Annotated in this window: 17 protein-coding genes; 7 read left to right on the forward strand and 10 right to left on the reverse strand. The window is 72.0% G+C overall.

Going from position 1 to position 22,450, the window contains the following annotated elements; genetic code table 11:
- Nucleotides 1-77 precede the first annotated feature (77 nt).
- The 4 genes from ACK1X7_RS35140 (at nucleotide 78) to ACK1X7_RS35155 (ending at nucleotide 6,072) form a co-directional block, all read left to right on the forward strand.
- Nucleotides 78-857 carry an ATP-binding cassette domain-containing protein gene (locus ACK1X7_RS35140; RefSeq protein ID WP_079059090.1) on the forward strand — a complete coding sequence of 260 codons (780 nt, stop codon included), beginning with the start codon at nucleotides 78-80 and terminating at the stop codon, nucleotides 855-857.
- Nucleotides 854-2,170, forward strand: a complete 1,317-nt coding sequence (locus ACK1X7_RS35145) for a sugar ABC transporter permease (protein WP_385146629.1) — start codon at nucleotides 854-856, stop codon at nucleotides 2,168-2,170. Before ACK1X7_RS35140 ends, ACK1X7_RS35145 begins: the two co-directional genes overlap by 4 nt.
- 171 nt (nucleotides 2,171-2,341) lie before the next feature.
- Nucleotides 2,342-4,303 (forward strand): 1-deoxy-D-xylulose-5-phosphate synthase, encoded by a 1,962-nt coding sequence (gene dxs / locus ACK1X7_RS35150; RefSeq protein ID WP_361495739.1) that lies wholly within the window; start codon nucleotides 2,342-2,344, stop codon nucleotides 4,301-4,303.
- A gap of 197 nt (nucleotides 4,304-4,500) precedes the next feature.
- The gene (locus ACK1X7_RS35155) at nucleotides 4,501-6,072 is read left to right on the forward strand and encodes an amino acid permease (RefSeq protein WP_385146635.1); all 1,572 of its coding nucleotides are present in this window, start codon (nucleotides 4,501-4,503) and stop codon (nucleotides 6,070-6,072) included.
- A 14-nt stretch (nucleotides 6,073-6,086) separates the two neighbouring features.
- On the opposite strand, the gene ACK1X7_RS35160 is transcribed toward ACK1X7_RS35155, so the two are convergent.
- On the reverse strand, nucleotides 6,087-6,494 hold the full coding sequence (locus tag ACK1X7_RS35160) for an NTP pyrophosphohydrolase (protein WP_385146637.1): 408 nt from the start codon (nucleotides 6,492-6,494) through the stop codon (nucleotides 6,087-6,089).
- A 69-nt stretch (nucleotides 6,495-6,563) separates the two neighbouring features.
- Between ACK1X7_RS35160 and ACK1X7_RS35165 the strand changes: the two genes are divergently transcribed.
- A complete protein-coding gene (locus ACK1X7_RS35165) occupies nucleotides 6,564-7,610 on the forward strand; it encodes a hypothetical protein (protein WP_385146639.1) in 1,047 nt (348 codons plus the stop codon).
- Between the two features lie 264 nt (nucleotides 7,611-7,874).
- Here the strand turns inward: ACK1X7_RS35165 and ACK1X7_RS35170 are convergent, their stop codons facing one another.
- From ACK1X7_RS35170 to ACK1X7_RS35190, 5 genes are all read right to left on the reverse strand, one after another.
- Nucleotides 7,875-10,013, reverse strand: a complete 2,139-nt coding sequence (locus ACK1X7_RS35170) for a 3-hydroxyacyl-CoA dehydrogenase NAD-binding domain-containing protein (protein WP_385146641.1) — start codon at nucleotides 10,011-10,013, stop codon at nucleotides 7,875-7,877.
- On the reverse strand, nucleotides 10,010-11,227 hold the full coding sequence (locus ACK1X7_RS35175) for a thiolase family protein (protein ID WP_216345897.1): 1,218 nt from the start codon (nucleotides 11,225-11,227) through the stop codon (nucleotides 10,010-10,012). Before ACK1X7_RS35175 ends, ACK1X7_RS35170 begins: the two co-directional genes overlap by 4 nt.
- A 168-nt stretch (nucleotides 11,228-11,395) precedes the next feature.
- Entirely contained in the window at nucleotides 11,396-12,673 is a 1,278-nt protein-coding gene (locus ACK1X7_RS35180) for an HRDC domain-containing protein (RefSeq protein WP_385146643.1), read from the reverse strand.
- Between the two features lie 113 nt (nucleotides 12,674-12,786).
- A complete protein-coding gene (locus ACK1X7_RS35185) occupies nucleotides 12,787-13,446 on the reverse strand; it encodes a response regulator transcription factor (RefSeq protein WP_014055528.1) in 660 nt (219 codons plus the stop codon).
- Nucleotides 13,447-13,765: 319 nt separating this feature from the next.
- Nucleotides 13,766-14,494: a DUF3000 domain-containing protein gene (locus ACK1X7_RS35190; RefSeq protein WP_385144616.1), complete on the reverse strand. Its 729-nt coding sequence runs from the start codon at nucleotides 14,492-14,494 to the stop codon at nucleotides 13,766-13,768.
- 91 nt (nucleotides 14,495-14,585) lie between these two features.
- Between ACK1X7_RS35190 and hemE the strand changes: the two genes are divergently transcribed.
- Complete coding sequence (gene hemE / locus ACK1X7_RS35195) at nucleotides 14,586-15,692, forward strand: uroporphyrinogen decarboxylase (RefSeq protein ID WP_216345900.1); 1,107 nt, start codon at nucleotides 14,586-14,588, stop codon at nucleotides 15,690-15,692.
- A gap of 43 nt (nucleotides 15,693-15,735) precedes the next feature.
- A complete protein-coding gene (locus ACK1X7_RS35200) occupies nucleotides 15,736-17,286 on the forward strand; it encodes a hypothetical protein (protein WP_413116117.1) in 1,551 nt (516 codons plus the stop codon).
- A 141-nt stretch (nucleotides 17,287-17,427) separates the two neighbouring features.
- Here the strand turns inward: ACK1X7_RS35200 and ACK1X7_RS35205 are convergent, their stop codons facing one another.
- From ACK1X7_RS35205 to ACK1X7_RS35220, 4 genes are all read right to left on the reverse strand, one after another.
- Nucleotides 17,428-18,825, reverse strand: coding sequence for an FAD-dependent oxidoreductase (locus ACK1X7_RS35205; RefSeq protein ID WP_385144612.1), 1,398 nt, complete (start codon nucleotides 18,823-18,825; stop codon nucleotides 17,428-17,430).
- A gap of 43 nt (nucleotides 18,826-18,868) precedes the next feature.
- Nucleotides 18,869-20,320 carry an MFS transporter gene (locus tag ACK1X7_RS35210; protein WP_385144610.1) on the reverse strand — a complete coding sequence of 484 codons (1,452 nt, stop codon included), beginning with the start codon at nucleotides 20,318-20,320 and terminating at the stop codon, nucleotides 18,869-18,871.
- Nucleotides 20,321-20,427: 107 nt separating this feature from the next.
- The gene (locus ACK1X7_RS35215; RefSeq protein WP_385144608.1) at nucleotides 20,428-21,240 is read right to left on the reverse strand and encodes an IclR family transcriptional regulator; all 813 of its coding nucleotides are present in this window, start codon (nucleotides 21,238-21,240) and stop codon (nucleotides 20,428-20,430) included.
- A gap of 23 nt (nucleotides 21,241-21,263) precedes the next feature.
- The gene (locus tag ACK1X7_RS35220; protein ID WP_385144606.1) at nucleotides 21,264-22,445 is read right to left on the reverse strand and encodes a 4-hydroxybenzoate 3-monooxygenase; all 1,182 of its coding nucleotides are present in this window, start codon (nucleotides 22,443-22,445) and stop codon (nucleotides 21,264-21,266) included.
- Nucleotides 22,446-22,450 lie beyond the last annotated feature (5 nt).

The raw sequence follows: 22,450 nt of genomic DNA on the forward strand, positions 1-22,450 counted from the left end.
CCCCAACCGAGGGGAGAGCGCGCTCTCCCCTCCGTCACACAGCAGGGATCTCCCTGCCCGGAACGGAGCTGGCCATCGTGCCGAACGGACCCGTGTTGGCGTTGCGCGGGATCTCCAAGCGGTTCGGCGCCGTCCAGGCGCTCACCGACATCGATCTGGAGGTCCACGCCGGTGAGGTCGTCGCCCTGGTGGGCGACAACGGCGCCGGCAAGTCGACCCTCGTCAAGACCATCGCCGGAGTCGGCCCCGCCGACGAAGGCGTCATCGAGTGGCAGGGCAAGTCCGTCCAGGTCACCCGGCCGCACGACGCCCAGGGGCTGGGCATCGCGACCGTCTACCAGGACCTCGCCCTCTGCGACAACATCGACGTCGTCGGCAACCTCTTCCTCGGCCGCGAGATCCTGCGCGCCGGGGTGCTCGACGAGGTCGAGATGGAGCGGCGCTCCCGTGAGCTGCTTCAGACCCTGTCGATCCGCATCCCCAGTGTGCGGATCCCGATCGCCTCGCTCTCGGGTGGCCAGCGGCAGACCGTCGCCATCGCCCGTTCGATGCTCGGCGAGCCCAAGCTGGTGATCCTGGACGAGCCGACCGCCGCTCTCGGTGTCGAGCAGACCGCGCAGGTCCTCGACCTGGTCGAGCGGCTGCGCGACCGCGGCCTCGCCGTCATCCTCATCAGCCACAACATGGCCGACGTCAAGGCCGTCGCGGACCGCGTCGCGGTGCTGCGGCTGGGCCGCAACAACGGCATCTTCGATGTGAAGACCACCTCTCAGGAAGAGATCATTTCCGCCATCACCGGCGCCACGGACAACGCCGTGACCCGCCGCAAGGCGCGTAGCGGGGAGGTCGCGAAGTGACCACGAACGTCGACAAGAGCAACGGCGGCGCGTCGAACGGCGGCAACAAGGTGAGCGGCCCGGCCGACGTCAACCCCGTCGCCAAGGACGCGGTCACCGTCGTCGACCCCCGGCTGCTGGTCCGTCAGGAGGGGTTCAGGGGCTACCTGACGGAGTTCGGCCGGAAGATGCGCAGCGGCGATCTGGGCGCGGTCCCGGTCATCGTCGGCATCGCCATCATCTGGGCCGTCTTCCAGTGGAAGGACAGCGCCTTCCTCTCGCCCAAGAACCTCTCCGACCTCTCCATCCTGCTCGGCGGCACCGGCATGATCTCGGTCGGGATCGTCTTTGTGCTGCTGCTCGGCGAGATCGACCTGTCCGTCGGCTCGCTCAGCGGTCTGGCCGCGGCCACGTTGGCGGTGCTCAACGTCAACCACGGGGTGCCCGAGGGGATCGCGGTGCTCGCCGCGCTCGCCAGCGGCGCGCTGCTCGGCGCGCTGCACGGCTTCTTCTTCGCCAAGATAGGCGTCCCGGCCTTCGTGGTGACCCTGGCCGGTCTGCTGGCGTGGAACGGTCTGATGCTCCAGGTGCTCGGCACCACCGGCACCATCAGCATCGCCGACGGCAGCTTCGTGCGGGATCTCACCGCCCACTACTTCAGCCAGCTCATCGCCGCCTACGGGGTGGCCGCGCTGGCGACGGCGGGCTTCTTCCTCGCCCAGTTCCTGGACAGCAGGCGCCGCAAGGCGGTCGGCGTGCCCTCGCGGCCGCTGAGCGAGATCCTGGTCCGCACCGGCGTGCTCGCGGTGATCACCTTCACCGCGGCCTGGCGGCTGAACGAGTACAAGGGCCTGCCCCTCGCCCTGGTGATCTTCGTGGCGGTCCTGGTGATCCTCGACTTCGTGGTCCGCCGCACCGCCTACGGGCGCAAGGTGATCGCCCTGGGCGGCAGCGTCGAGGCGGCCCGCCGCGCGGGCATCAACGTCGTCGCGATCCGGATCTCGGTCTACTCGCTGGCCGGGCTGATGGCCGCCTGCGGCGGCATCATGATCGCCTCCCGGATCGGCTCCGCCAGCCAGCAGGCCGGCACCGGCAACCTGCTGATGGAGGCCATCGCGGCCGCGGTCATCGGCGGCACCAGCCTCTTCGGCGGCCGGGGCTCGGTCTGGTCGGCGCTGCTCGGCATGCTGGTCATCGGCTCGATCTCGTCGGGGATGAACCTGCTGGGCGTCGCGAACTCCGTCCAGTACATGATCACCGGTGGGGTGCTGCTGGCCGCCGTCGTCATCGACTCGGTGTCGCGCAGGACACAACGGTCCGCGGGTCGCGGCTGACCCGCACGTCTCACCCAACCGCCCGGTGCCTCCACGGAGGCGCCGGGCGGCTGTCTGAAAAGAACACGCGTGACGGACATCGCATGGGGGGAGGTCTGGGCCGGAGGGCGGAACATTAGACTCAGGCGGACCGGCAAGCTCCATGGAGACGCTCGAAGCAAGGAGGCACGGGTGCTGCTGACCCGCATCACGGGACCGCGCGATCTGGACCGGCTCACTCCGGAGGAGCTGGACCGGCTGGCCGCGGAGATCCGCTCCTTCCTCGTCGACGCCGTCTCCAAGACCGGTGGCCATCTCGGCCCCAATCTCGGCGTGGTGGAGCTGACCATCGCCCTGCACCGGGTCTTCGAGTCTCCCCGGGACAAGGTACTGCTGGACACCGGTCACCAGTCCTATGTGCACAAGCTGCTCACCGGCCGCCAGGACTTCTCCAAGCTCAAGAGCAAGGGTGGTTTGTCCGGTTATCCCTCGCGGGCCGAGTCCGAGCACGACGTCATCGAGAACAGTCACGCCTCGACTGTCCTCGGCTGGGCCGAGGGCCTCGCCAAGGCCAATGAGCTGCTCGGCAAGCAGGACCATGTGGTCGCCGTGATCGGCGACGGCGCGCTGACCGGCGGTATGGCCTGGGAGGCGCTCAACAACATCGCCGCCGCCAAGAACCGCCCGCTGGTCATCGTCGTCAACGACAACGAGCGCTCCTACGGCCCCACCATCGGCGGCCTGGCCAACCACCTCGCAACCCTCCGCACCACCGACGGCTATGAGCGCTTCCTGGCCCGCGGCAAGGACCTGCTGGAGCGCACCCCGGTCGTCGGCAGGCCGCTGTACGAGACGCTGCACGGGGCCAAGAAGGGGCTGAAGGACTTCATCACCCCCCAAGGCATGTTCGAGGACCTGGGGCTGAAGTACGTCGGCCCGATCAACGGCCATGACATCGAGGCGCTGGAGTCGGCGCTCCAGCGGGCGAAGCGTTTCGGCGGCCCGGTCATCGTGCACTGCCTCACCGAGAAGGGCCGCGGCTACCAGCCCGCCCTTCAGGACGAGGCGGACCGCTTCCACGCCGTCGGCAAGATCCACCCGGACACCGGGCTGCCGATCTCGGCCTCCGGCGCCGACTGGACCTCGGTCTTCGGCGAGGAGATGGTCAAGCTCGGCGAGGAGCGCGAGGACATCGTCGCGATCACGGCGGCCATGCTGCACCCGGTGGGGCTCACCGAGTTCGCCAAGCGCTTCCCGGAGCGGGTCTACGACGTGGGCATCGCCGAGCAGCACGCGGCCGTCTCGGCGGCCGGGCTCGCCACCGGCGGGCTCCACCCGGTCTTCGCCGTCTACGCCACCTTCCTCAACCGCGCCTTCGACCAGGTCCTGATGGATGTGGCCCTGCACAAGTGCGGGGTGACCTTCGTACTGGACCGCGCCGGTATCACCGGCACCGACGGGGCCTCGCACAACGGCATGTGGGACATGTCGCTCCTCCAGGTCGTCCCGGGCCTGCGGATCGCCGCCCCGCGCGACGCCGACCAGGTCCGCGCCCAGTTGCGCGAGGCCGTGGAAGTGGCGGACGCGCCGACCGTGGTGCGCTACTCCAAGGGCGCGGTGGGCCCGGCGGTCGCGGCCGTCGGCCGGATCGGTGGCATGGACGTGCTGCGGGAGCCCGCGGCGGCCGACCGCGAGCAGCCCGATGTGCTGCTGGTCTCGGTGGGCGCGCTGGCCCCGATGTGCCTGGAGATCGCCGACCTTCTCGACAAACAGGGCATTTCCACTACGGTGGTCGACCCCCGCTGGGTCAAGCCGGTCGACGAGGAGCTGCCCGCCCTCGCCGAGCGCCACCGCGTCGTCGTCACCGTCGAGGACAACAGCCGGGTCGGCGGTGTGGGCTCCGCCGTGGCCCAGGCGCTGCGCGACTCGGGCGTCGACATGCCGGTGCGCGACTTCGGCATCCCGCCGCGCTTCCTCGACCATGCCTCCCGTAAGGAGGTCATGGCGGAGATCGGGCTGACCGCACCGGACATCGCCCGTCAGGTCACCGGGCTGGTCTCCAGGATCGGTGGCCGCTACGGAAGCGAGTCGGCGGACGCGGGCTCCGGCGCCGATGTGGCCCGCTCGACGACGGCCGAGCCGGTGCGCGACTGAGCCACCGGGCCACCGCCCCCCCTTTCCGCCGCCTGGGCCGGCCGGAGCCTCCTGCTCCGACCGGCCCAGCGTGCGTCCCCCGGGCCCGCCCCCATCGGGTGAATCGGCCGGGGCTTCGGGTGTGCGCACCTCCCTGCCGCCCGGTTGGCAGAACGATGGGCGCCCACGGGGCACGAGCAGGCGCGGAGGTGGCATCGGTGAGCGAGCGGGAACCCGAGGGCCGCTCCGGCGGCGGCACTGGTGGCGATGGCGGCCGTAAGGCCCGGCCGGACTATCTGCGGACGAAGTCGATCGAACAGTCCATCAAGGACACCGAGGAGCCCGAGCACGCCCTGACCCGGTCGCTGTCCGCCCTGGATCTCACGGTCTTCGGCGTCGGCGTGATCATCGGGACCGGCATCTTCGTCCTCACCGGGGCCGTCGCCAAGGAGCAGGCGGGCCCCGCGACCGCCCTCGCCTTCGTCGTCGCGGGCATCGTCTGCGCGCTGGCCGCGCTCTGCTACGCCGAGTTCGCCTCGACCGTGCCGGTGGCCGGATCCGCGTACACCTTCTCGTACGCCTCGCTGGGCGAGCTGCCCGCCTGGACCATCGGCTGGGACCTGGTGCTGGAGTTCGCGCTCGGCACCGCCGTGGTCGCGGTCGGCTGGGCCGGCTATATCCGCTCGCTGCTGGCCAACGCCGGCTGGGAACTGCCCGCCGCCCTGTCCGGGCCCGACGCGGCACACGGCTTGTCCTTCGACGTACTCGCCGCCGCGCTGGTGCTGGTGATCACCGTGATCCTGGTCCTCGGGATGAAGCTGTCGGCGCGGGTCACCTCGGTGGTGGTCGCGGTGAAGGTGGCGGTGGTGCTGCTGGTCATCATCGCGGGCTCGTTCTTCATCGACCCGGCCAACTACCACCCCTTCATCCCCGAGGCCAAGGGCACGATCTCGGGCTCGGGACTCACCGCACCGCTGATCCAGCTCATGTTCGGCTACCAGCCGACGACCTTCGGCGTCGAGGGCATCTTCACCGCCGCCGCCGTGGTCTTCTTCGCCTTCATCGGCTTCGACGTGGTGGCGACCGCCGCGGAGGAGACCAGGAACCCCCAGCGGGACATGCCCCGGGGCATCCTCGGCTCGCTCCTCATCTGCACCGTGCTCTATGTCGCCGTGTCGATCGTGGTCACCGGGATGCAGAAGTACACCCGGCTGACGGTGGACGCCCCGCTCGCCGACGCCTTCAAGGCCACCGGACATCCCTTCTACGCGGGCGTCATCAGCTTCGGCGCCGCGGTCGGGCTCACCACGGTGTGCATGATCCTGCTGCTCGGCCAGAGCCGGGTGTTCTTCGCCATGAGCCGCGACGGACTGCTGCCCAGGGTCTTCTCCCGGGTGCATCCGCGCTTCGGCACGCCCTACCGCTCGACGATCCTGCTCGGCACGATCATCGCCATCGTCGCCGGGTTCACCAGCATCTCCCAGCTCGCGGCCCTGGTGAACATCGGCACGCTCTTCGCCTTCGTCGTGGTCGCGCTCGGCGTGCTGATCCTCCGCAACACCCGGCCCGATCTGCCCCGCGCCTTCCGTACGCCATGGGTGCCGGTGCTGCCGATCGTGTCGGTGGTCGCCTCGCTGTGGCTGATGCTCAATCTGCCCGCCGAGACCTGGCTGCGGTTCGCGGTGTGGATGGTCATCGGCTTCGTCGTCTACTTCCTGTACGGGCGCCGCCACAGCCGGGTGACCGAGACGGGGACGCATACGGAACAGGGCCCGCGCGGAGCCGCCTGACCGGTCCCGCCGTCCTAGGCCGAGCCGTCGGGGCGGACCGACCGGGGGCCCGTCGTCAGCGCGCCCAGCGCCGTGACCCGGGCCCGCAGCCCCTGATCCGCCGTCACCACCAGGCAGGGGCGCCCCTCGTCACGGGCCGCCACCACCTGCACGATCCGGTCGTCGCCGCTGCCCGGCGCGCTCTCCACCCGTACGCCCTCCACCGGCTCCACGCCCCGCGCCGCGCCCTCGACCACCATCACGATGTCCACCGGAGGGCGGGTGGCCCAGCCGGGCACGCCCGGGCGGTCGGGGAGCCCGGTCCTGGCGAGGACGGCCAGCCGGTCGCGGAGCCGCTCGGCAGCGCCGCGGCGGTCACGCCACCAGCCGTCGGGAACCGAGCCGATGACATTGGCGGCATCGACGACCACAAGTCCATCCATAGTGCAGGCAAATTACTATGGACATCGTTCGATCAGGTGGACCAACTCGGGGAAGGTTGGCAGCGGGCCATGGCGTTGCGGTTGCTCCGCGGCAAGGACGACAGGCTCACGGCCTATGCACTGGTGGCAGGCGGCGTGGCGCGCTGGACGGAAGACCGGCCCGCAGGGCCGCAGTGGACGGGGCCCTGGCTGATCGAGGCCCCCGGCCTGGTCAGTCTGACCGTCGCTCAGAGCGCGGAGGGGTACGCGCATCTGGTGGGGCTTCGGCGCCGGCCGGGCGGCGCGGGCCGGCCGGCGCGCGTCGACATCGTCCACGCCACCCAGTTCCAGAGCGGCCGCCCGCTGACGGCGTGGCACTCGCTGGGCACCCCGCATCCGAAGGACCCCCGTAAGGCCGAGCGGACCGGCGCGCCCGCCATGGCGGTGGACTCCTCCGGCGCCCTGCGCGTCTTCGTCCGCAACGCCGGGGGCGGGGTGAGCGCGCGGCGGCAGGACCCCAAGGGGACCTGGGAGCGCTGGACCGACTGGAAGGGCACGGATGTGCTGGGCGGCCTTTCGGCGGCCGCGACCGCCGACGGCCGGCTCGAACTGCTCGCACCGGCCGGGAAGGGCGCCGCGCTGCGCTGGTACCAGCCCACGCCCGGCGCCGCCCCGAAGCGGGGCGAGGACGTCCCCGCCGATGCCCGGCCGGATTCCGCGGCCGTGGTGGAGACCAGCCCCGGCACCCTCACCCACTACTGGCGCGACGCCGACAGCGGCGAGCTGCTGGCCTGGCGGCCGGACGCCCCGGCCCCCGCGCCGCTGGGCGGGTCCACGGGCACCGGCCCGGTCGCCGCGGTGCGCGCCGTGGTGGACGGTCACGACTGCACCGTCCTGGCCCACCAGGACGCCGGGCGGCTGGCCGTCGCCGCCCACCCCAGCGAGGACGAGGCGGCGGGGGTGTGGTGGACGCCCTCGGGCGAGCAGGGCGCCCATACCCCGGCGCTGGCGCTGGACGGGCGGGCCCGGGTGGTGCTGGCCGCCCTGGGAGTGGACGGACGGCTCCTGGTGGCCCGTCAGAAGACCGACGAGGACGGGCTGGCCCTGAGGGCCTGGAACCGCGTGGGAAGCGGCTGAGCGGCCCGGCAGCGCGGTTCCAGGCCGCGCCCTGCCCGGCGCTTACGTCGGCGGCGCGGCGCCCGTGGAAGGTGCCACCGGTCCCTTTCCCGTCCCGGGTGTGACCCGACCGCCCGGAACGACCCGCCCCGGATCCGGGTGGTGGGTGCTTGCCGCCGGGCCGTGGCGCGGGCGGGGCGGTGCCGCCGGTGGATCACCCCGGAACGCCCGGGTGCCGGACGGGCCTTCGCCCGCCCGGCACCCGGGCCCTGCCATGCACCGCCGCTAGGCGGGAACGCTCGCGACGCCCGGGGCCAGGAACGCCTTCCCGTTCACCCGCTCCGAGACGCCCTCGCGGTCCAGGTACGGCGTGATGCCGCCCAGGTGGAAGGGCCAGCCCGCACCGGTGATCAGACACAGGTCGATGTCCTGCGCCTCGGCGACGATGCCCTCCTGGAGCATCAGGCCGATCTCCTGCGCCACGGCGTCCAGCACCCGGGTGCGCACCTGCTCCTCGGTGAGGACGGTGTCGCCCTGCTGGAGCAGCGCGGCGACCTCCGGGTCCAGTTCCGGCTTGGCTGAATTGCCGTCGGCACGCACGTAGAAGCCGCGCTTGCCCGCCTCGACCACGCGCCGGAGGTTCTCCGAGACCGTGAAGCGGTCCGGGAACGCGCCGTGCAGCGTCTCGGAGACATGCAGACCGATCGCCGGGCCGACCAACTCCAGCAGCACCAGCGGGGACATCGGCAGACCCAGCGGCTCGATGGCGCGCTCGGCGGCGTCGACCGGGGTGCCCTCGTCGATGACGTTCTGGATCTCGCCCATGAAGCGGGTCAGGATCCGGTTGACCACGAACGCCGGGGCGTCCTTGACCAGGACCGCGGTCTTCTTCAGCTTCTTGGCCACACCGAAGGCGGTGGCCAGCGCCGCGTCATCGGTCTTCTCACCGCGGACGATCTCCAGCAGTGGCAGGATCGCGACCGGGTTGAAGAAGTGGAAGCCCACGACCCGCTCGGGGTGCTTGAGTTGGGAGGCCATCTCGGACACCGACAGCGAGGAGGTGTTGGTGGCGAGGATGGCGTGCTCCGGCACGACCGCCTCGACCTCGGCGAACACCTTCTGCTTGACGCCCATCTCCTCGAAGACGGCCTCGATGACGAAGTCGGCGTCACCGAAGGCGGCGGCCTTGTCCAGCGAACCGGTCACCGCGGCCTTGAGGCGATTGGCCTTGTCCTGGTTGATCCGCCCCTTGAGCAGCAGCTTGTCGATCTCGCCGTGGACATAGCCCACGCCCTTGTCGATCCGCTCCTGGTCGATGTCGGTCAGCACGACCGGCACCTCCAGACGCCGCACGAACAGCAGCGCCAACTGCGAGGCCATCAGACCCGCGCCCACGACGCCCACCTTGGAGACCGGGCGCGCCAGCGACTTGTCCGGGGCGCCGGCCGGGCGCTTGCCGCGCTTCTGCACCAGGTTGAAGGCGTAGATGCCGCTGCGCAGCTCACTGCCCATGATCAGGTCGGCGAGCGCCTTCTCCTCGGCCTCGTAGCCGCGGGCGAGGTCACCGTTGCGCGCGGCGTCGATGATCTCCAGCGCGCGGTAGGCGGCCGGGGCGGCCCCGTGCACCTTGCCGTCGGCGATGGCGCGGCCGCGCACCACGGCCTCGTGCCAGGCGTCGCCGCGGTCGATCTCGGGCCGTACGACCTCGATCTCGCCCTTGAGGACGGCGGCGGTCCAGATCAGCGACTGCTCCAGGAAGTCCGCGCCCTCGAAGATCGCGTCCGCGATCCCGAGATCGTAGACCTGCTCGCCCTTGAGCTGCTTGTTCTGGTTGAGGGAGTTCTCGATGATCACCGAGACCGCGCGGTCGGCGCCGATCAGGTTCGGCAGCAGGGTGCAGCCGCCCCAGCCGGGGACCAGGCCCAGGAACACCTCGGGCAGCGAGAAGGCCGGCAGTGCCGCGGAGACGGTGCGGTAGGAGCAGTGCAGCCCGACCTCGACCCCGCCGCCCATCGCCGCGCCGTTGTAGTACGCGAAGGTGGGCACGGCGAGCGCCGACAGCCGCTTGAAGACGTCATGGCCGCCCTTGCCGATGGCCAGCGCGTCCTCATGGCGCTTGAGCAGCTCCACGCCCTTGAGGTCGGCGCCCACGGCGAAGATGAACGGCTTGCCGGTGATGCCGACACCGGTGATCTCGCCGTCCGCCGCCTCCTTCTCGACCTGGTCGATCGCCGTGTTGAGATTGGCGAGCGAGGCCGGGCCGAAGGTGGTGGGCTTGGTGTGGTCCAGGCCGTTGTCCAGCGTGATGAGCGCGAAGCGGCCCGCGCCCTGGGGGAGATCGAGGTGGCGGACGTGCGCCTGCGTCACGACCTCGCCCGGGAACAGCTCTGCCGCCCCCTTGAGAAGCTCTGCGGTGTTGGTCACTTGTTCCCCTCGAAGTGCGGGTTCTCCCAGATCACGGTGCCACCCATGCCGAAGCCGATGCACATCGTGGTGATGCCGTAGCGGACCTGCGGCTGCTCCTCGAACTGCCGCGCCAACTGCGTCATCAGCCGGACACCGGAGGAGGCCAGCGGATGGCCGAAGGCGATGGCGCCGCCGTACTGGTTGACGCGCGCGTCGTCGTCCGCGATGCCGTAGTGGTCCAGGAACGACAGGACCTGGACGGCGAACGCCTCGTTGATCTCGAACAGGCCGATGTCCTCGATCGACAGACCGGCCTTGGCGAGCGCCTTCTTGGTCGCCGGGACCGGGCCGTAGCCCATCACCTCGGGCTCGACGCCCGCGAAGGCGAAGGAGACCAGGCGCATCCGCACCGGCAGGCCCAGCTCCTGGGCGAAGTCCTCGGCGGCCAGCAGCGAGGCGGTGGCGCCGTCGTTGAGCCCCGCGGAGTTACCGGCGGTGATCCGGCCGTGCGGGCGGAACGGGGTCTTCAGCGAGGCCAGGCCCTCCAGCGTGGTGCCCGGGCGCATCGGCTCGTCGGCGGTCGCCAGGCCCCAGCCCAGCTCGCCGCCCTCGGGGGAGGTGCGGCGCACCGAGACCGGCACCAGGTCCTGCTGGATCTTGCCGTTGGCGTACGCCTTGGCGGCCTTCTCCTGGCTGCGCACCGCGAACTCGTCGGCGCGCGCCTTGGTGATGTGCGGCAGCCGGTCGTGGAGGTTCTCCGCCGTCATGCCCATGAACAGGGCCGACTCGTCCACCAGCTTCTCCGAGACGAAGCGGGGGTTGGGGTCCACGGCCTCGCCCATGGGGTGACGGCCCATGTGCTCGACGCCGCCCGCGACGACGGCGTCATAGGCGCCGAAGGCGATGGAGCCCGCGGTGGTCGTCACGGCCGTCATCGCACCGGCACACATCCGGTCGATGGCGTAGCCGGGGACCGACTGGGGCAGCCCGGCCAGGATGCCCGCGGTGCGGCCGATGGTCAGGCCCTGGTCGCCGATCTGCGTCGTCGCGGCGATGGCCACCTCGTCGATGCGCTCCGGCGGCAGATCCGGGTTGCGGCGCAGCAGCTCCCGGATGCACTTGACGACCATGTCGTCGGCGCGGGTCTCATGGTAGATGCCCTTCGGGCCCGCCTTGCCGAATGGGGTCCGGACGCCGTCGACGAAGACGACGTCCCTAGCGGTACGAGGCACGTTGGCTCTCCTCCAGGTGCGGGATGGCACTGCTGCGGGCACGCCCGGGGCGCGCCTCACCACCTCATGCTACTTATGAGTAACCAAGCTGCCCAGTCCTCACGACCGGAGGGTTGAAGGTCACAGCCGCGGGCCGGCGGCGCCCGCCGCCGGTCCACGCGCGTCACATCAGGCCGGGGTCGCCAGCAAGGCGGCCGCGAGCACCGGGGTCACCTGGTCGATCTGCCAGGGACGGGCGCCGTGACCTGCGAGAACGGAGGCGACCGCATCCGTCGTCGGCTCGGCGGGCGGCTCCCAGCACAGCCGCCGGACGGTGTCCGGGGCGATCAGGTTCTCCTGCGGAAGATTCAGCCCTTCGGCCAGTTGGGTGACGGCCGCACGCGCCGCGGAGAGCCGCGCCGCCGCGGCCGGGTCCTTGTCGGCCCACGCCCGCGGCGGGGGCGGACCGGCCACCGGCTGGCCCGGCTGGGGGAGGTCGGCCTCCGGCAGCTCCCGCGCCCGGTCCACCGCGGCCTGCCACTGTTCGAGCTGGCGCCGGTTCATCCGGTGGCCGAAACCGTTCAGCGCGGCCAGCGCGCGGGCGTTCGCGGGCAGGGCCAGCGCGGCCTCTACGATGGCCGCGTCGCCCAGCACCTTGCCCGGCGAGACATCGCGGCGCTGGGCGATCCGGTCCCGGGCCGTCCACAGCTCGCGCACCACGGCCATCTGCCGGCGCCGCCGGACCTTGTGCATCCCCGACGTCCGCCGCCAGGGGTCCTTGCGCGGCGGGGCGGGCGGGGCCGCGGCGATGGCCGCGAACTCCTGATGCGCCCACTCCAGCTTGCTCTGCCGCTCCAGCTCCTCCTCCAGCGCGTCGCGCAGGTCGACCAGCAGCTCGACATCGAGCGCGGCGTAGTGCAGCCAGGGGTCGGGCAGCGGGCGGGTCGACCAGTCGACGGCGGAGTGGCCCTTCTCCAGGGCGTATCCGAGGATGTTCTCGACCATGGCGCCGAGCCCCACCCGGGCGAATCCGGCCAGCCGGCCCGCGAGTTCGGTGTCGAAGATCCGGGCGGGGATCATGCCTATGTCACGCAGACAGGGCAGATCCTGGGTCGCCGCGTGCAGGACCCATTCGGCGTCGGCGATCGCGGCGCCCAGACCCGAGAGGTCGGGGCAGCCGACGGGGTCGATCAGTGCGGTCCCCGCTCCGGCCCGGCGCAACTGGACCAGATAGGCCCGCTGCCCGTAGCGGTAGCCGGAGGCGCGCTCGGCATCGACGGCCACCGGGCCGTGGCCCGCGGCGAAGGCCGCGATGACCTCGGCGAGCGCGTCCGCGTCGGCGGTGACGGGCGGGATGCCCTCGCGCGGCTCCAGCAAGGGGACCGGCGCCGGGGGGAGGTCGTCCGGAGGAGCGCCCCCGGTGGTTCGCAGTGTCGTCTCTGCTGCGGTCTCTTGGGCGTCGGTCACCTGTCAAGGGTAGCTGTGTGCGGCGGGTACGCAGGGCGCCCGTCGACGGAACGTTCCGTCGACGGGCGCGGGGGTGGTGGGGAGAGGCGCGACGGCCGGGCGGGCGATACGGCTCAGTGGATGATCCCGGTGCGCAGGGCGACCGCGACCATGCCGGCCCGGTCCCCGGTGCCCAGCTTGCGGGCGATCCGGGCGAGGTGACTCTTGACGGTGAGGGCGGACAGGCCCATCGAGACGCCGATGGCCTTGTTGGACTGGCCCTCCGCAACCAGCCTCAGCACCTCGACCTCGCGGCCCGACAGCTCCCGGTAGCCGCCGGGATGGCCGGGGGCGCCCGGCGGGCGGCGGTGCATCCGGGCGGCGGCGCCGAGCGGGGCGGTGCCGGGACGGCCCGGAATGCCGAGGTTGGTGCGGGTGCCGGTGACGACATAGCCCTTGACGCCGCCGGCCAGCGCGTTCCTTACGGCGCCGATGTCATCGGCGGCGGACAGGGCCAGCCCATTGGGCCAGCCCGCGGCGCGGGTCTCGGAGAGCAGGGTGAGGCCGGAGCCGTCGGGAAGGTGGACATCGGCGACGCAGATGTCGCGCGGATTGCCGATGCGGGGACGGGCCTCGGCGATGGACGACGCCTCGATGACGTCGCGCACCCCCAGGGCCCAGAGGTGGCGGGTGACGGTGGAACGTACGCGGGGGTCGGCGACGACGACCATGGCCGTCGGCTTGTTCGGGCGGTAGGCGACCAGGCTGGACGGTTGCTCGAGGAGAACAGACACCAGGCCTCCTGGGGAGTTGTGGGACGGGTCATCACGTCCTTCGGCACCGATACGGCCTGGCTTTAGGGAATGATCACGATTTGGTGAGTAACAATTCGGGCAATTAGGACGACTGATCGATCAGGTCTGGTCTTTTGAGGCTCGGTTCGCCTCCGGGGTCCCGCACCACCGGCTGGGCACATTCCGTCGGTAACCGGGTCGAGCCGCTGGTGTCGCCGAGCGTCCGGGTCCTGGGGTCTTCCGGCCGGGGACACCTCCCAGCGGTAGCCGGGGGAGGCGGAGGCGCCCCGGAGGCGAACCGAGCCTCGAAAAGGGGCGCTCAGCGGGCCTGGGGGCCCCGTCGTTGGGGCAGCGAGACGACCCCCGCCTCCGCCGCCCCCGCCGGGGGCAGGCCCGCGATCTGGCACAGGAGGTCGCACCAGGCGGCCAGATGTCCCGCGGTGTCCGGCACGCCCAGCGGTTCGCCCGCGCCCTCTTCCGCGGGCTCGGGGCGCCGCGGGCCGGGGCGGGCCGGTTCGGGGGCCGGGTGGGCGGCCGGGGTCCAGGAGGCGCGGATCTCGATCCGGGTCGACGGCTCCCGTTCGCCCATCGCGCCGAAGTAGTGGGAGCTCGCCCGGGTGACCGTGCCGCTGGGCTCCCCGTAGGGCAGACCGCGGGCCTCCAGCGCGCCGGTGAGCCAGGACCAGCACACCTCCGGCAGCAGCGGATCCGCCGCGATCTCCGGCTCCAGGTCCGCGTGGACCAAGGTGACCAGGCGGAAGGTGCCGCGCCAGGAGTCGTGCCCGGCCGGGTCGTGCAGCAGGATCAGCCTCCCCTCGGCCAGCTCCTCGTCGTCCGACGCGCCGGTGACCACCGCCTCCAGCGCGTACGAGTAGGGTGCGAGCCGACGCGGGGGTGGGGTCGGGTCGAGCTCCACCTCGGGCCGTACCCGCACACCGCACAGCGCGGCGACGGCATGCCGGAAGGCGGGAGGGGTGTCCTCACCGCCTGCTTCCGTGCCGTCAGGGCCGTCAGCACCGTTCGAGAGGTGTCCTTGAACCGCTGCCATGCCCGGAAGACTAGGCGCAGTGAGGGCCCTAACCGGGGAGGAACACCCGGGTTGGCGGGTCACTCGTTCGGCCCGTGCGAAGATTTGGGGCATGAGCGCCAATGAGCGGCCCTCGGGCCAGCAGCAGACCGGCCGCGCCGCGGCTCGTGCCACAGCCGATTCGGCCTTTCTGCGGGCCTGCCGTCGGGAGCCGGTGCCTCATACGCCGGTGTGGTTCATGCGGCAGGCGGGGCGCTCGCTTCCGGAGTACCGCAAGCTGCGTGAGGGCACCGCGATGCTGGAGTCCTGCATGCGTCCCGACCTGGTCACCGAGATCACGTTGCAGCCGGTGCGCCGGCACCGGGTGGACGCGGCCATCTACTTCAGCGACATCGTCGTGCCGCTCAAGGCCATCGGCATCGACCTCGACATCAAGCCCGGGGTCGGGCCCGTCGTCGAGCGGCCGATCCGCACCCGGGCCGATCTGGAGCGACTGCGTCCGCTCGACCCGGACGATGTGAAGTACGTCACCGAGGCCGTCGGCGCGCTCATCGGCGAGCTCGGCGCGACCCCGCTCATCGGCTTCGCGGGCGCCCCCTTCACGCTCGCCAGCTATCTGGTCGAGGGCGGCCCCTCGCGCAATCACGAGCACACCAAGGCGCTCATGTACGGCGACCCGGCACTGTGGGCCGCGCTGCTCGACCGGCTCGCCGACATCACCGCCGCCTTCCTCAAGGTGCAGATCGAGGCGGGCGCCTCGGCCGTCCAGCTCTTCGACTCCTGGGTGGGCGCCCTCGCCCCCGCCGACTACCGCCGCAGCGTGCTGCCCGCCTCCAAGAAGGTCTTCGACGCCGTCGCCGGATACGGAGTGCCGCGCATTCACTTCGGCGTGGGCACCGGTGAGTTGCTCGGGCTGCTCGGCGAGGCGGGGGCGGATGTCGTGGGCGTCGACTGGCGGGTGCCGTTGAACGAGGCCGCCCGGCGGGTCGGCCCCGGCAAGGCGCTCCAGGGCAATCTCGACCCCGCCGTGCTCTTCGCCCCGCGTACGGCCGTCGAGGCCAAGGCGGAGGAGGTGCTGGAGGCCGCCCGGGGGCTGGAGGGGCACATCTTCAACCTCGGCCACGGCGTGCTGCCCAGCACCGACCCGGACGCGCTGACCCGGCTGGTGGAGTATGTGCACACAAGGAGCGCATCGCGCGCACCTTCTGTGAAGGTCTGAACCAAGCGGGAACCCGGGTGCCTCCCGTGGCGTCGTGAGGGGCATGACCGACATGCCCGCCACCGCGCTGTCAGATTCGCCAGAGTGTGTCCATTTCGTCGACGACTGGGACGGCATACTCCACGAGACCTATGGCGGCGACGCGGACCGGGCGGTCCTGGACTGTGCCAGGCGGCTGGCGGCCGATCCCGCGGGCGAGGAGGCGTACGCCTGGACGCTCGGGCTGGTCATGATGGCCGCGTACATCGGCCGGTTCTCCCGTAAGGACGTCGCGGCGGCGGCCCTGGAGGCCCTCCAGGCCACCGACCGGCGGCTGCGTGACCTGCCCTGCGCCCACCGGACGCATCCTTACGAGAGCGATCTGGACGACCGGATCGACCACTTCGTGGACGATCTGCCGCTGCTCACCAACGGGTTGACCGAGGACGAGGACCCCGACTGGGAGGACGACGCGACCAAGGAGCAGTGGCTGTGCCCGCGCGACATCGCCGGGTACGCGCGGGTCGCCGTCGACATCATCGCGCCCGGCAGCGTGGGCGGCATCCCGCCCCGGCTCCCGGCCCGCGACGCGCGCCGCGCCGAGGATCTGCGCTCGATCGTCTGGGACTACCCGAGCGCGGCCGTCGACCCCGGACAGGAGCTGTCCGCCTACGCCAGGAACCTGGTCGCCAACCCCCTGGGCTATCACCGCGCCGGGCTCGTGGTCGTCCTGCACGCCGCCTGCTGGTACGCCGCCAGCGGCCGGATCCGCGACCGGCGGGTCCTGGACACCATGGTGGACGCCCTGGAGGCGGTGCTGCCCGGCCTCGGCGACGCGTCCTGCGCACACGGCGAGGGCGACCACCCCGAGGTCGGCCGGGACACCGCGGAGCAGGCCACCGTGGGCATCCATCTGCTCAGCCCCGGCGGCCGGGGCGTCTACCGCCACTGGCACCGGGAGGAGCTGGAGACGGCGCCGCTGGAGGCGTGGCTGTGCCCGGCCTTCCTCGCCGCCATCGCCCGCGAGGCGCTGGAGCATCTGCGCACCGGCCGGGAGCGGCTGTTCGGCCTTCGGGACACCGCCCATCTGGACGAGGTGCTCGTACGTCCAGATGGACGGCTTGACGTCGAACGGCTCACCCACGCCGTGCGCTTCCGCTGCCGGGACGGACAGGCCGCGGAGGACGCCGGGCTGTGGGCCGCGCGGCGGTTCGCGGCGGGCCCGGCCGATCCGCGTGAGCGGCTGGTGCTGCTGCTGGTCGCGTGCTGGTCGGTGACCTCGGGCGAGGAGGCCCCGCCCGAGGCCGTCCACCGGGATCTGCGGGCGATCCTCGGCTCGGTGGGGATCGCCGCGGCGGGCGGGCCGGCGAGCGCCCCGGCGGGTGAGCCTTGCCCGCATGGGGACGTGCATCCCTGGGACGTGCTGACCGAGCTGGTCGGGCGCCGTCACTTCGGCTTCCACGAGGACCCCTACGGCGCGCATCTCAACCATCTGTACGCGCCGCGGGATTACGAGACGCCTGAGCGGCCCTTTGACGCGGAGGCGTGGGGCTGTCCCCGGCATGTGGCGCAGCGGGTGCGGGGTGCGCTTCGGGTCATCGACGGCGCGAACTGATCGGTGGCCCGGGGGCGCGGGGCCCGGTGGCCCGGCGGCTTGTTGCCGGACCTGACGCGGGCGTACGGGGAGTGCGCCTGCGGCGGGCTTTCCCCTACCCGCCCCTTCCCACAACCGGGGCTCCGTCCCGGACCCCGCTCCTCAAACGCCGGAGGGGCTGGTTTTCACGGTTGCCGCCGCCTTGCGTGCCGCCACCAGTACCGGGTCCCATACCGGGGAGAACGGCGGGGCGTAGCCCAGGTCCAGCGCCGTCATCTGCTCCACCGTCATCCGGGCGGTCAGTGCGACCGCCGCGATGTCGACCCGCTTGCCCGCGCCCTCTCGGCCGACGATCTGGGTGCCGAGCAGCCGTCCCGTGCGCTGTTCGGCGAGCATCTTCACCGTCATCGGCCGGCTGTCCGGGTAGTACCCGGCCCGGCTGGTCGACTCGATGGTGACCGCCTCGAACTTCAGGCCCACGGCGTGGGCTTCGGCCTCCAGCAGTCCGGTGCGGGCGATCTCCAGATCGCAGACCTTGCTGACCGCCGTGCCGACGACACCGGGGAAGGTCGCGTAGTCGCCGCCCACATTGGCGCCGATGACCTGCCCGTGCTTATTGGCGTGGGTGCCCAGCGGAATGTGCCGGGTGCGGCCGGAGACCAGGTCGAGGACCTCGACACAGTCACCGCCCGCCCAGACGTTGTCGTAACCGCGCACCCGCATGGCCAGATCGGTCAGCAGCCCGCCGTAAGGGCCCACCGGCAGCCCCGCCTCCCGGGCGAGTCCGGTCTCGGGGGCCACTCCGAGGCCCAGGATCACGAGGTCGGCGGGGTATTCGCTGACCTTGGTGGCCACGGCCCGCACCCGGCCGTCCTCGCCGGTGATCACCTCGGTGACCTCGGCGCCGGTCACGGTGTCGATGCCGAGCCCCGTCATCGCGTCGCGCACCAGCCGCCCCATGTCGGGGTCGAGCGTGGACATGGGCTGTTCGCCGCGCTCCAGGACGGTGACCTGGCAGCCGCGCTGGATGAGCGCCTCGGCCATCTCCACCCCGATGTATCCGGCGCCGATCACGACCGCGCGCTCGACCCGGGTGGACTCCAGGGTCTCCAGCAGCGCCCGCCCGTGGTCCAGGGTCTGCACCCCGTGCACGCCGGGGGCGTCGATCCCGGGCATGTCGGGGCGGCGCGGCCGGGCGCCGGTCGCGATGACCAGGTCGTCGAAGCCGTGCCAGCGCTCGTCGCCCGTACCTCGCGGGTCGACGTCCCGGGCCAGGACCCGCTGCCCGGCCAGATCGATCTCGACGACCTCGGTGTGCGTCCGTACGTCGATCCCGCGGCCCTGGTGGGTCTCGGGCGTACGGGCGATCAGCTCGTCGGGGCCACCCACCACCCCGCCGACCCAGTAGGGGATGCCGCAGGCCGAGTACGAGGTGAACTGGCCGCGCTCGAAGGCGAGGATCTCCAGCTCGCTCCGGCTCTTGAGCCTGCGCGCCCGCGACGCGGCGGACATGCCCGCCGCGTCGCCCCCGATGACCACCATGCGTCGTGCCGCCGCCATGTATGCCCCTCCGCCACTGGATGTCCGGCTTTAGGGGACCAACCTATGCGCGCGAGGTGTCCTCCCGGATCAGCGCATACAGCCCCGCGCTGGCGAGCATCAGCGCGCCGTCGATGTAGACCGCGTGCGTCCAGCTTCCGTAGTGGTCGAAGAGGGTGCCGCTGAGGGCCGGGCTGACCACCGCGCCGATCTCGCCGACCAGGTTGAACAGGCCGAAGGCCGCGCCGCGTTCGGCCGCGTCGACCACATCGTTGAGCAGCGCGTGCGCCATCGGCTGGAGCGCGTTGAAGAACAGGCTGGTCACGAAGAGCAGGATGGACATCACCCAGAGGGAGGGCTTCTCATTGGCCTGCAAATAGGCGGCGAACACCAGCACCAGCAGGCCCTGGACCACGGTGAACGCGATCAGCAGCGGCCGCCGCCCCCAGCCCCGGGCCTTCGCCCGGTCCGAGAGCCGGCCCCCGGCCGGGAAGCCGAGGATGCCCGCGCCCGCGTTGAAGGTGGCCACCAGCGCGGCGTTCTGGAACGAGCTGTGGGCGGCGTCCGCGACGATCGACACCGACCAGAAGCTGAAGAACCACAGATTCCACATGACCGCGATAAAGGCGAAGCTGAGCAGCAGCACATTGCGGTTCCGGGAGACCGAGCCCAGTTTGCCGCTCCGCCGGGCGAAGATCGCCCCGATGAGCAGGAACGCCAGCACGCACTCCAGGACGGCCACGCCCCAGCTCGGCAGCCCCGCCCCGTCGGCGATCAGATAGACCGCCATGACCGCGGCGCACAGCACCGCCGAGATCCCCAGCAGCCGCAGGGTGGAGCCGGTGGCCTTGAGCGGACCGCCGATGCGGCGCATATAGACCGCGGTGACCCAGCCGAACGCCAGCGTCGCACCGCCCAGCACCAGGAACGGCATCCGCCAGGCGTCCTCCTCGCCGAGCACCTCCCCGCCCCAGTCGATCAGATACGGCGCGCTGATGGTCGCGACCGTCAGCCCGATGGCCAGTCCGGTGATGGCGACGCCCATGCCCAGACCGGCCTTGGCGGGCGGGGTGCGCTGGGCGATCAGCGAGCGGTCGTTGGAGTAGAAGACGCCCTCGCCGAGGCCGGTGAGCACCCGCAGTACGACGAAGGCGATCAGCCCGGTCATCAGGCCGCTGGCGAGGGTCGCGACCCCCGCCCACAGCAGCGAGACCGCGAGCATGGTGCGGTGCCCGAAGCGGTCGCCGAGATAGCCGCCGGGGAACTGGGTCAGCATGTAGCCCGCGAAGAAGAGGCTGCCGATCAGGCCGCCGAGCGCGTGCGGATGGCTGGCGGAGCCCAGCATGGCGTGGTCGTGCTCGATCAGCCAGGTGACGACCGGGCCGGTGATGGTGCGGTCGGCGTACGAGAAGAGCCAGCCGCCCAGCAGCATGGCCCACAGGGTGTGGTAGGGCTGCCAGCCGCCCCGGGGCGCCTCCCGCCCCTGCGTGGTGGGCTCTGCGGTCACTTCGGGCATGTCTCCATGTCCCCCTTCGGGCCTGGGCGTTCAGGCTCGGCAGCGCGGTATGTGCCACACAGGATGTGGCCGGATATCGGCCGCGGCAAGGCGCGCTCCGGGGTCTTTCACCGACCGGAAGCCTCCGCGACGGGCTCTTGCCCCAGGGTGGCGGCGAGGGTACGGGAGATGCCGTGGGCGGCGACCCGCACGGCCGGGATCAGCCCCGGGGCCCGCCCCTCCGCGGCCGGCACCACCACCGACAGCGAGGCCACCACCTCCCCGCGCGGTCCGCGCACCGGGGCGGCGATGGAGAGCCCGTCCATGGTGATCTGCCGGTCGCTGACCGCGATCCCGGTGCGCCGCACCTCGGCGAGGGCGGCCCGCAGCCGGTGCGGGTCCTGGATGGTCAGCTCGGTGTAGCGGCGCAGCGGCCGGGCGCACACCCGCTCGTACAGCCGTGGCGGCCCGTACGCGAGCAGCACCAGACCGACGCCGGTCGCGTGCAGCGGCCAGCGGCTGCCGACCCGGGTGCGCACCTGGACCGCCGAATGTCCCGAGATCAGCTCGACATAGACCACCTCCAGGCCGTCCCGCACGGCGAGCTGGACGTTCTCGTGGGTGGCCTCGTACAGGTCCTCCATGAACGGCAGCGCCGCCTCGCGCACCCCGACCCCGCGCGGGGAGAGCGTCGCCACCTCCCACAGCCGCAGCCCGATGTGGTACGCCCCGGTGGCGTCGCGCTCCAGGGCGCCCCAGCGGGTGAGCGAGGCGACCAGCCGGTGCGCGGTGGCCAGCGGCAGCCCGGCGCGCCGGGCGAGGGCGGTGAGGGACAGCGAGCGGTGCGAGGCGTCGAACGCGTCGAGGACCGCCAGCATCCGGCCCGCGACCGAGCGGCCCGCGTCCGGGCCGCCGGGGGCGCGGGGGCCCGGTGGGCTCATGGGGGTGAACGGGCCCGGGGCCGTCATGACAGCGGGAGGCCGACGTAGTTCTCGGCGAGTTCGGCGGAGGCGGTGGGGGAGGAGGCGATGCGTTCCAGTCGCGCGAGCCGCACCCGGTCCTCGAACGGGCTCTCGTCCGGGCGCCGGTGGAGCGTGTCCGTCATGAAGTACGAGAACCGCTCGGCCTGCCACACCCGGCGCAGACAGGTCTGCGAATAGCCGTCCAGCAGCTCGGCCGAGCCGGTCCCCTGGTGGTGGATCAGGGCGCGGGCCAGCGTGATCACGTCGGTGACGGCCAGATTGAGCCCCTTGGCGCCGGTCGGCGGCACGATATGCGCGGCGTCGCCCGCCAGGAAGAGCCGCCCGTGGCGCATCGGCTCCTGGACGAAACTGCGCATCGGGGTGAGCGAGGTGGCGGTGATCGGGCCGCGCTCCAGCGTCCAGTCCCCGTCGAGCGCGAAGCGGGCGGACAGCTCGTCCCAGATCCGCTCATGGGACCAGTCGGCCGGATCGGTGTCGTTCGGCACCTGGAGGTAGAGCCGGGAGACCTGGGGGGAGCGCATGCTGTGCAGGGCGAAGCCGCGCCGATGGCGGGCGTAGATCAACTCCTCGCAGGACGGCGCCACATCGGCCAGCACACCGAGCCAGGAGTAGGGGTAGGTGTGCTCGAAGGTGCGGACCCGGTCGGCGGGGATCGCGCGCCGGGCGATGCCGTGGAAGCCGTCGCAGCCCGCCACATAGTCGCAGCTCAGGGTCTGCTCGCGGCCTTGGTGGCGGAAGCGGATGACGGGCGCGGCGGAGTCCGGCTTCTCGATGGCCAGCGCCTCGGCCTCGAACAGCAGCGGGGGACCGCCCGGCTCCTCGAGCTGAAGCGCGATCAGATCCTTGACGATCTCGGTCTGGGCGTAGACCATCACCGATTTGCCGCCGGTGGCGGAGGGGAAGTCCACGCGGTGGGCGCGGCCCTCGAAGCGCAGCTCGATGCCCTCGTGGAGCAGCCCCTCGCGGTCCAGACGCCCGCCGGCGCCGCACTCCCGCAGCACATCCACGGTGCCCTGTTCCAGGATCCCGGCCCGCTGGCGCCGCTCGGCGTACGCCCGGTCCCGGCTCTCCAGCACCACGCAGTCGATCCCGGCGCGGTGCAGCAGACGGGCGAGCAGCAGCCCGGCGGGCCCGCCGCCGATGATGCCGACGGTCGTGCGCATCACAT

The sequence above is a fragment of the Streptomyces sp. CY-1 genome (assembly GCF_047218265.1).
GTDB lineage: Bacteria > Actinomycetota > Actinomycetes > Streptomycetales > Streptomycetaceae > Streptomyces > Streptomyces niphimycinicus.

What these genes read in the sequence shown, in the direction of transcription:
- ACK1X7_RS35210 (WP_385144610.1), bottom strand. Translation starts at nt 20,320, where the DNA reads ATGCCCGAAGTGACCGCAGAGCCCACCACGCAGGGGCGGGAGGCGCCC.
- ACK1X7_RS35190 (WP_385144616.1), bottom strand. Translation starts at nt 14,494, where the DNA reads ATGGCAGCGGTTCAAGGACACCTCTCGAACGGTGCTGACGGCCCTGAC.
- ACK1X7_RS35205 (WP_385144612.1), bottom strand. Translation starts at nt 18,825, where the DNA reads ATGGCGGCGGCACGACGCATGGTGGTCATCGGGGGCGACGCGGCGGGC.
- hemE (WP_216345900.1), top strand. Translation starts at nt 14,586, where the DNA reads ATGAGCGCCAATGAGCGGCCCTCGGGCCAGCAGCAGACCGGCCGCGCC.
- ACK1X7_RS35165 (WP_385146639.1), top strand. Translation starts at nt 6,564, where the DNA reads ATGGCGTTGCGGTTGCTCCGCGGCAAGGACGACAGGCTCACGGCCTAT.
- ACK1X7_RS35200 (WP_413116117.1), top strand. Translation starts at nt 15,736, where the DNA reads ATGACCGACATGCCCGCCACCGCGCTGTCAGATTCGCCAGAGTGTGTC.
- ACK1X7_RS35160 (WP_385146637.1), bottom strand. Translation starts at nt 6,494, where the DNA reads ATGGATGGACTTGTGGTCGTCGATGCCGCCAATGTCATCGGCTCGGTT.
- ACK1X7_RS35220 (WP_385144606.1), bottom strand. Translation starts at nt 22,445, where the DNA reads ATGCGCACGACCGTCGGCATCATCGGCGGCGGGCCCGCCGGGCTGCTG.
- ACK1X7_RS35215 (WP_385144608.1), bottom strand. Translation starts at nt 21,240, where the DNA reads ATGAGCCCACCGGGCCCCCGCGCCCCCGGCGGCCCGGACGCGGGCCGC.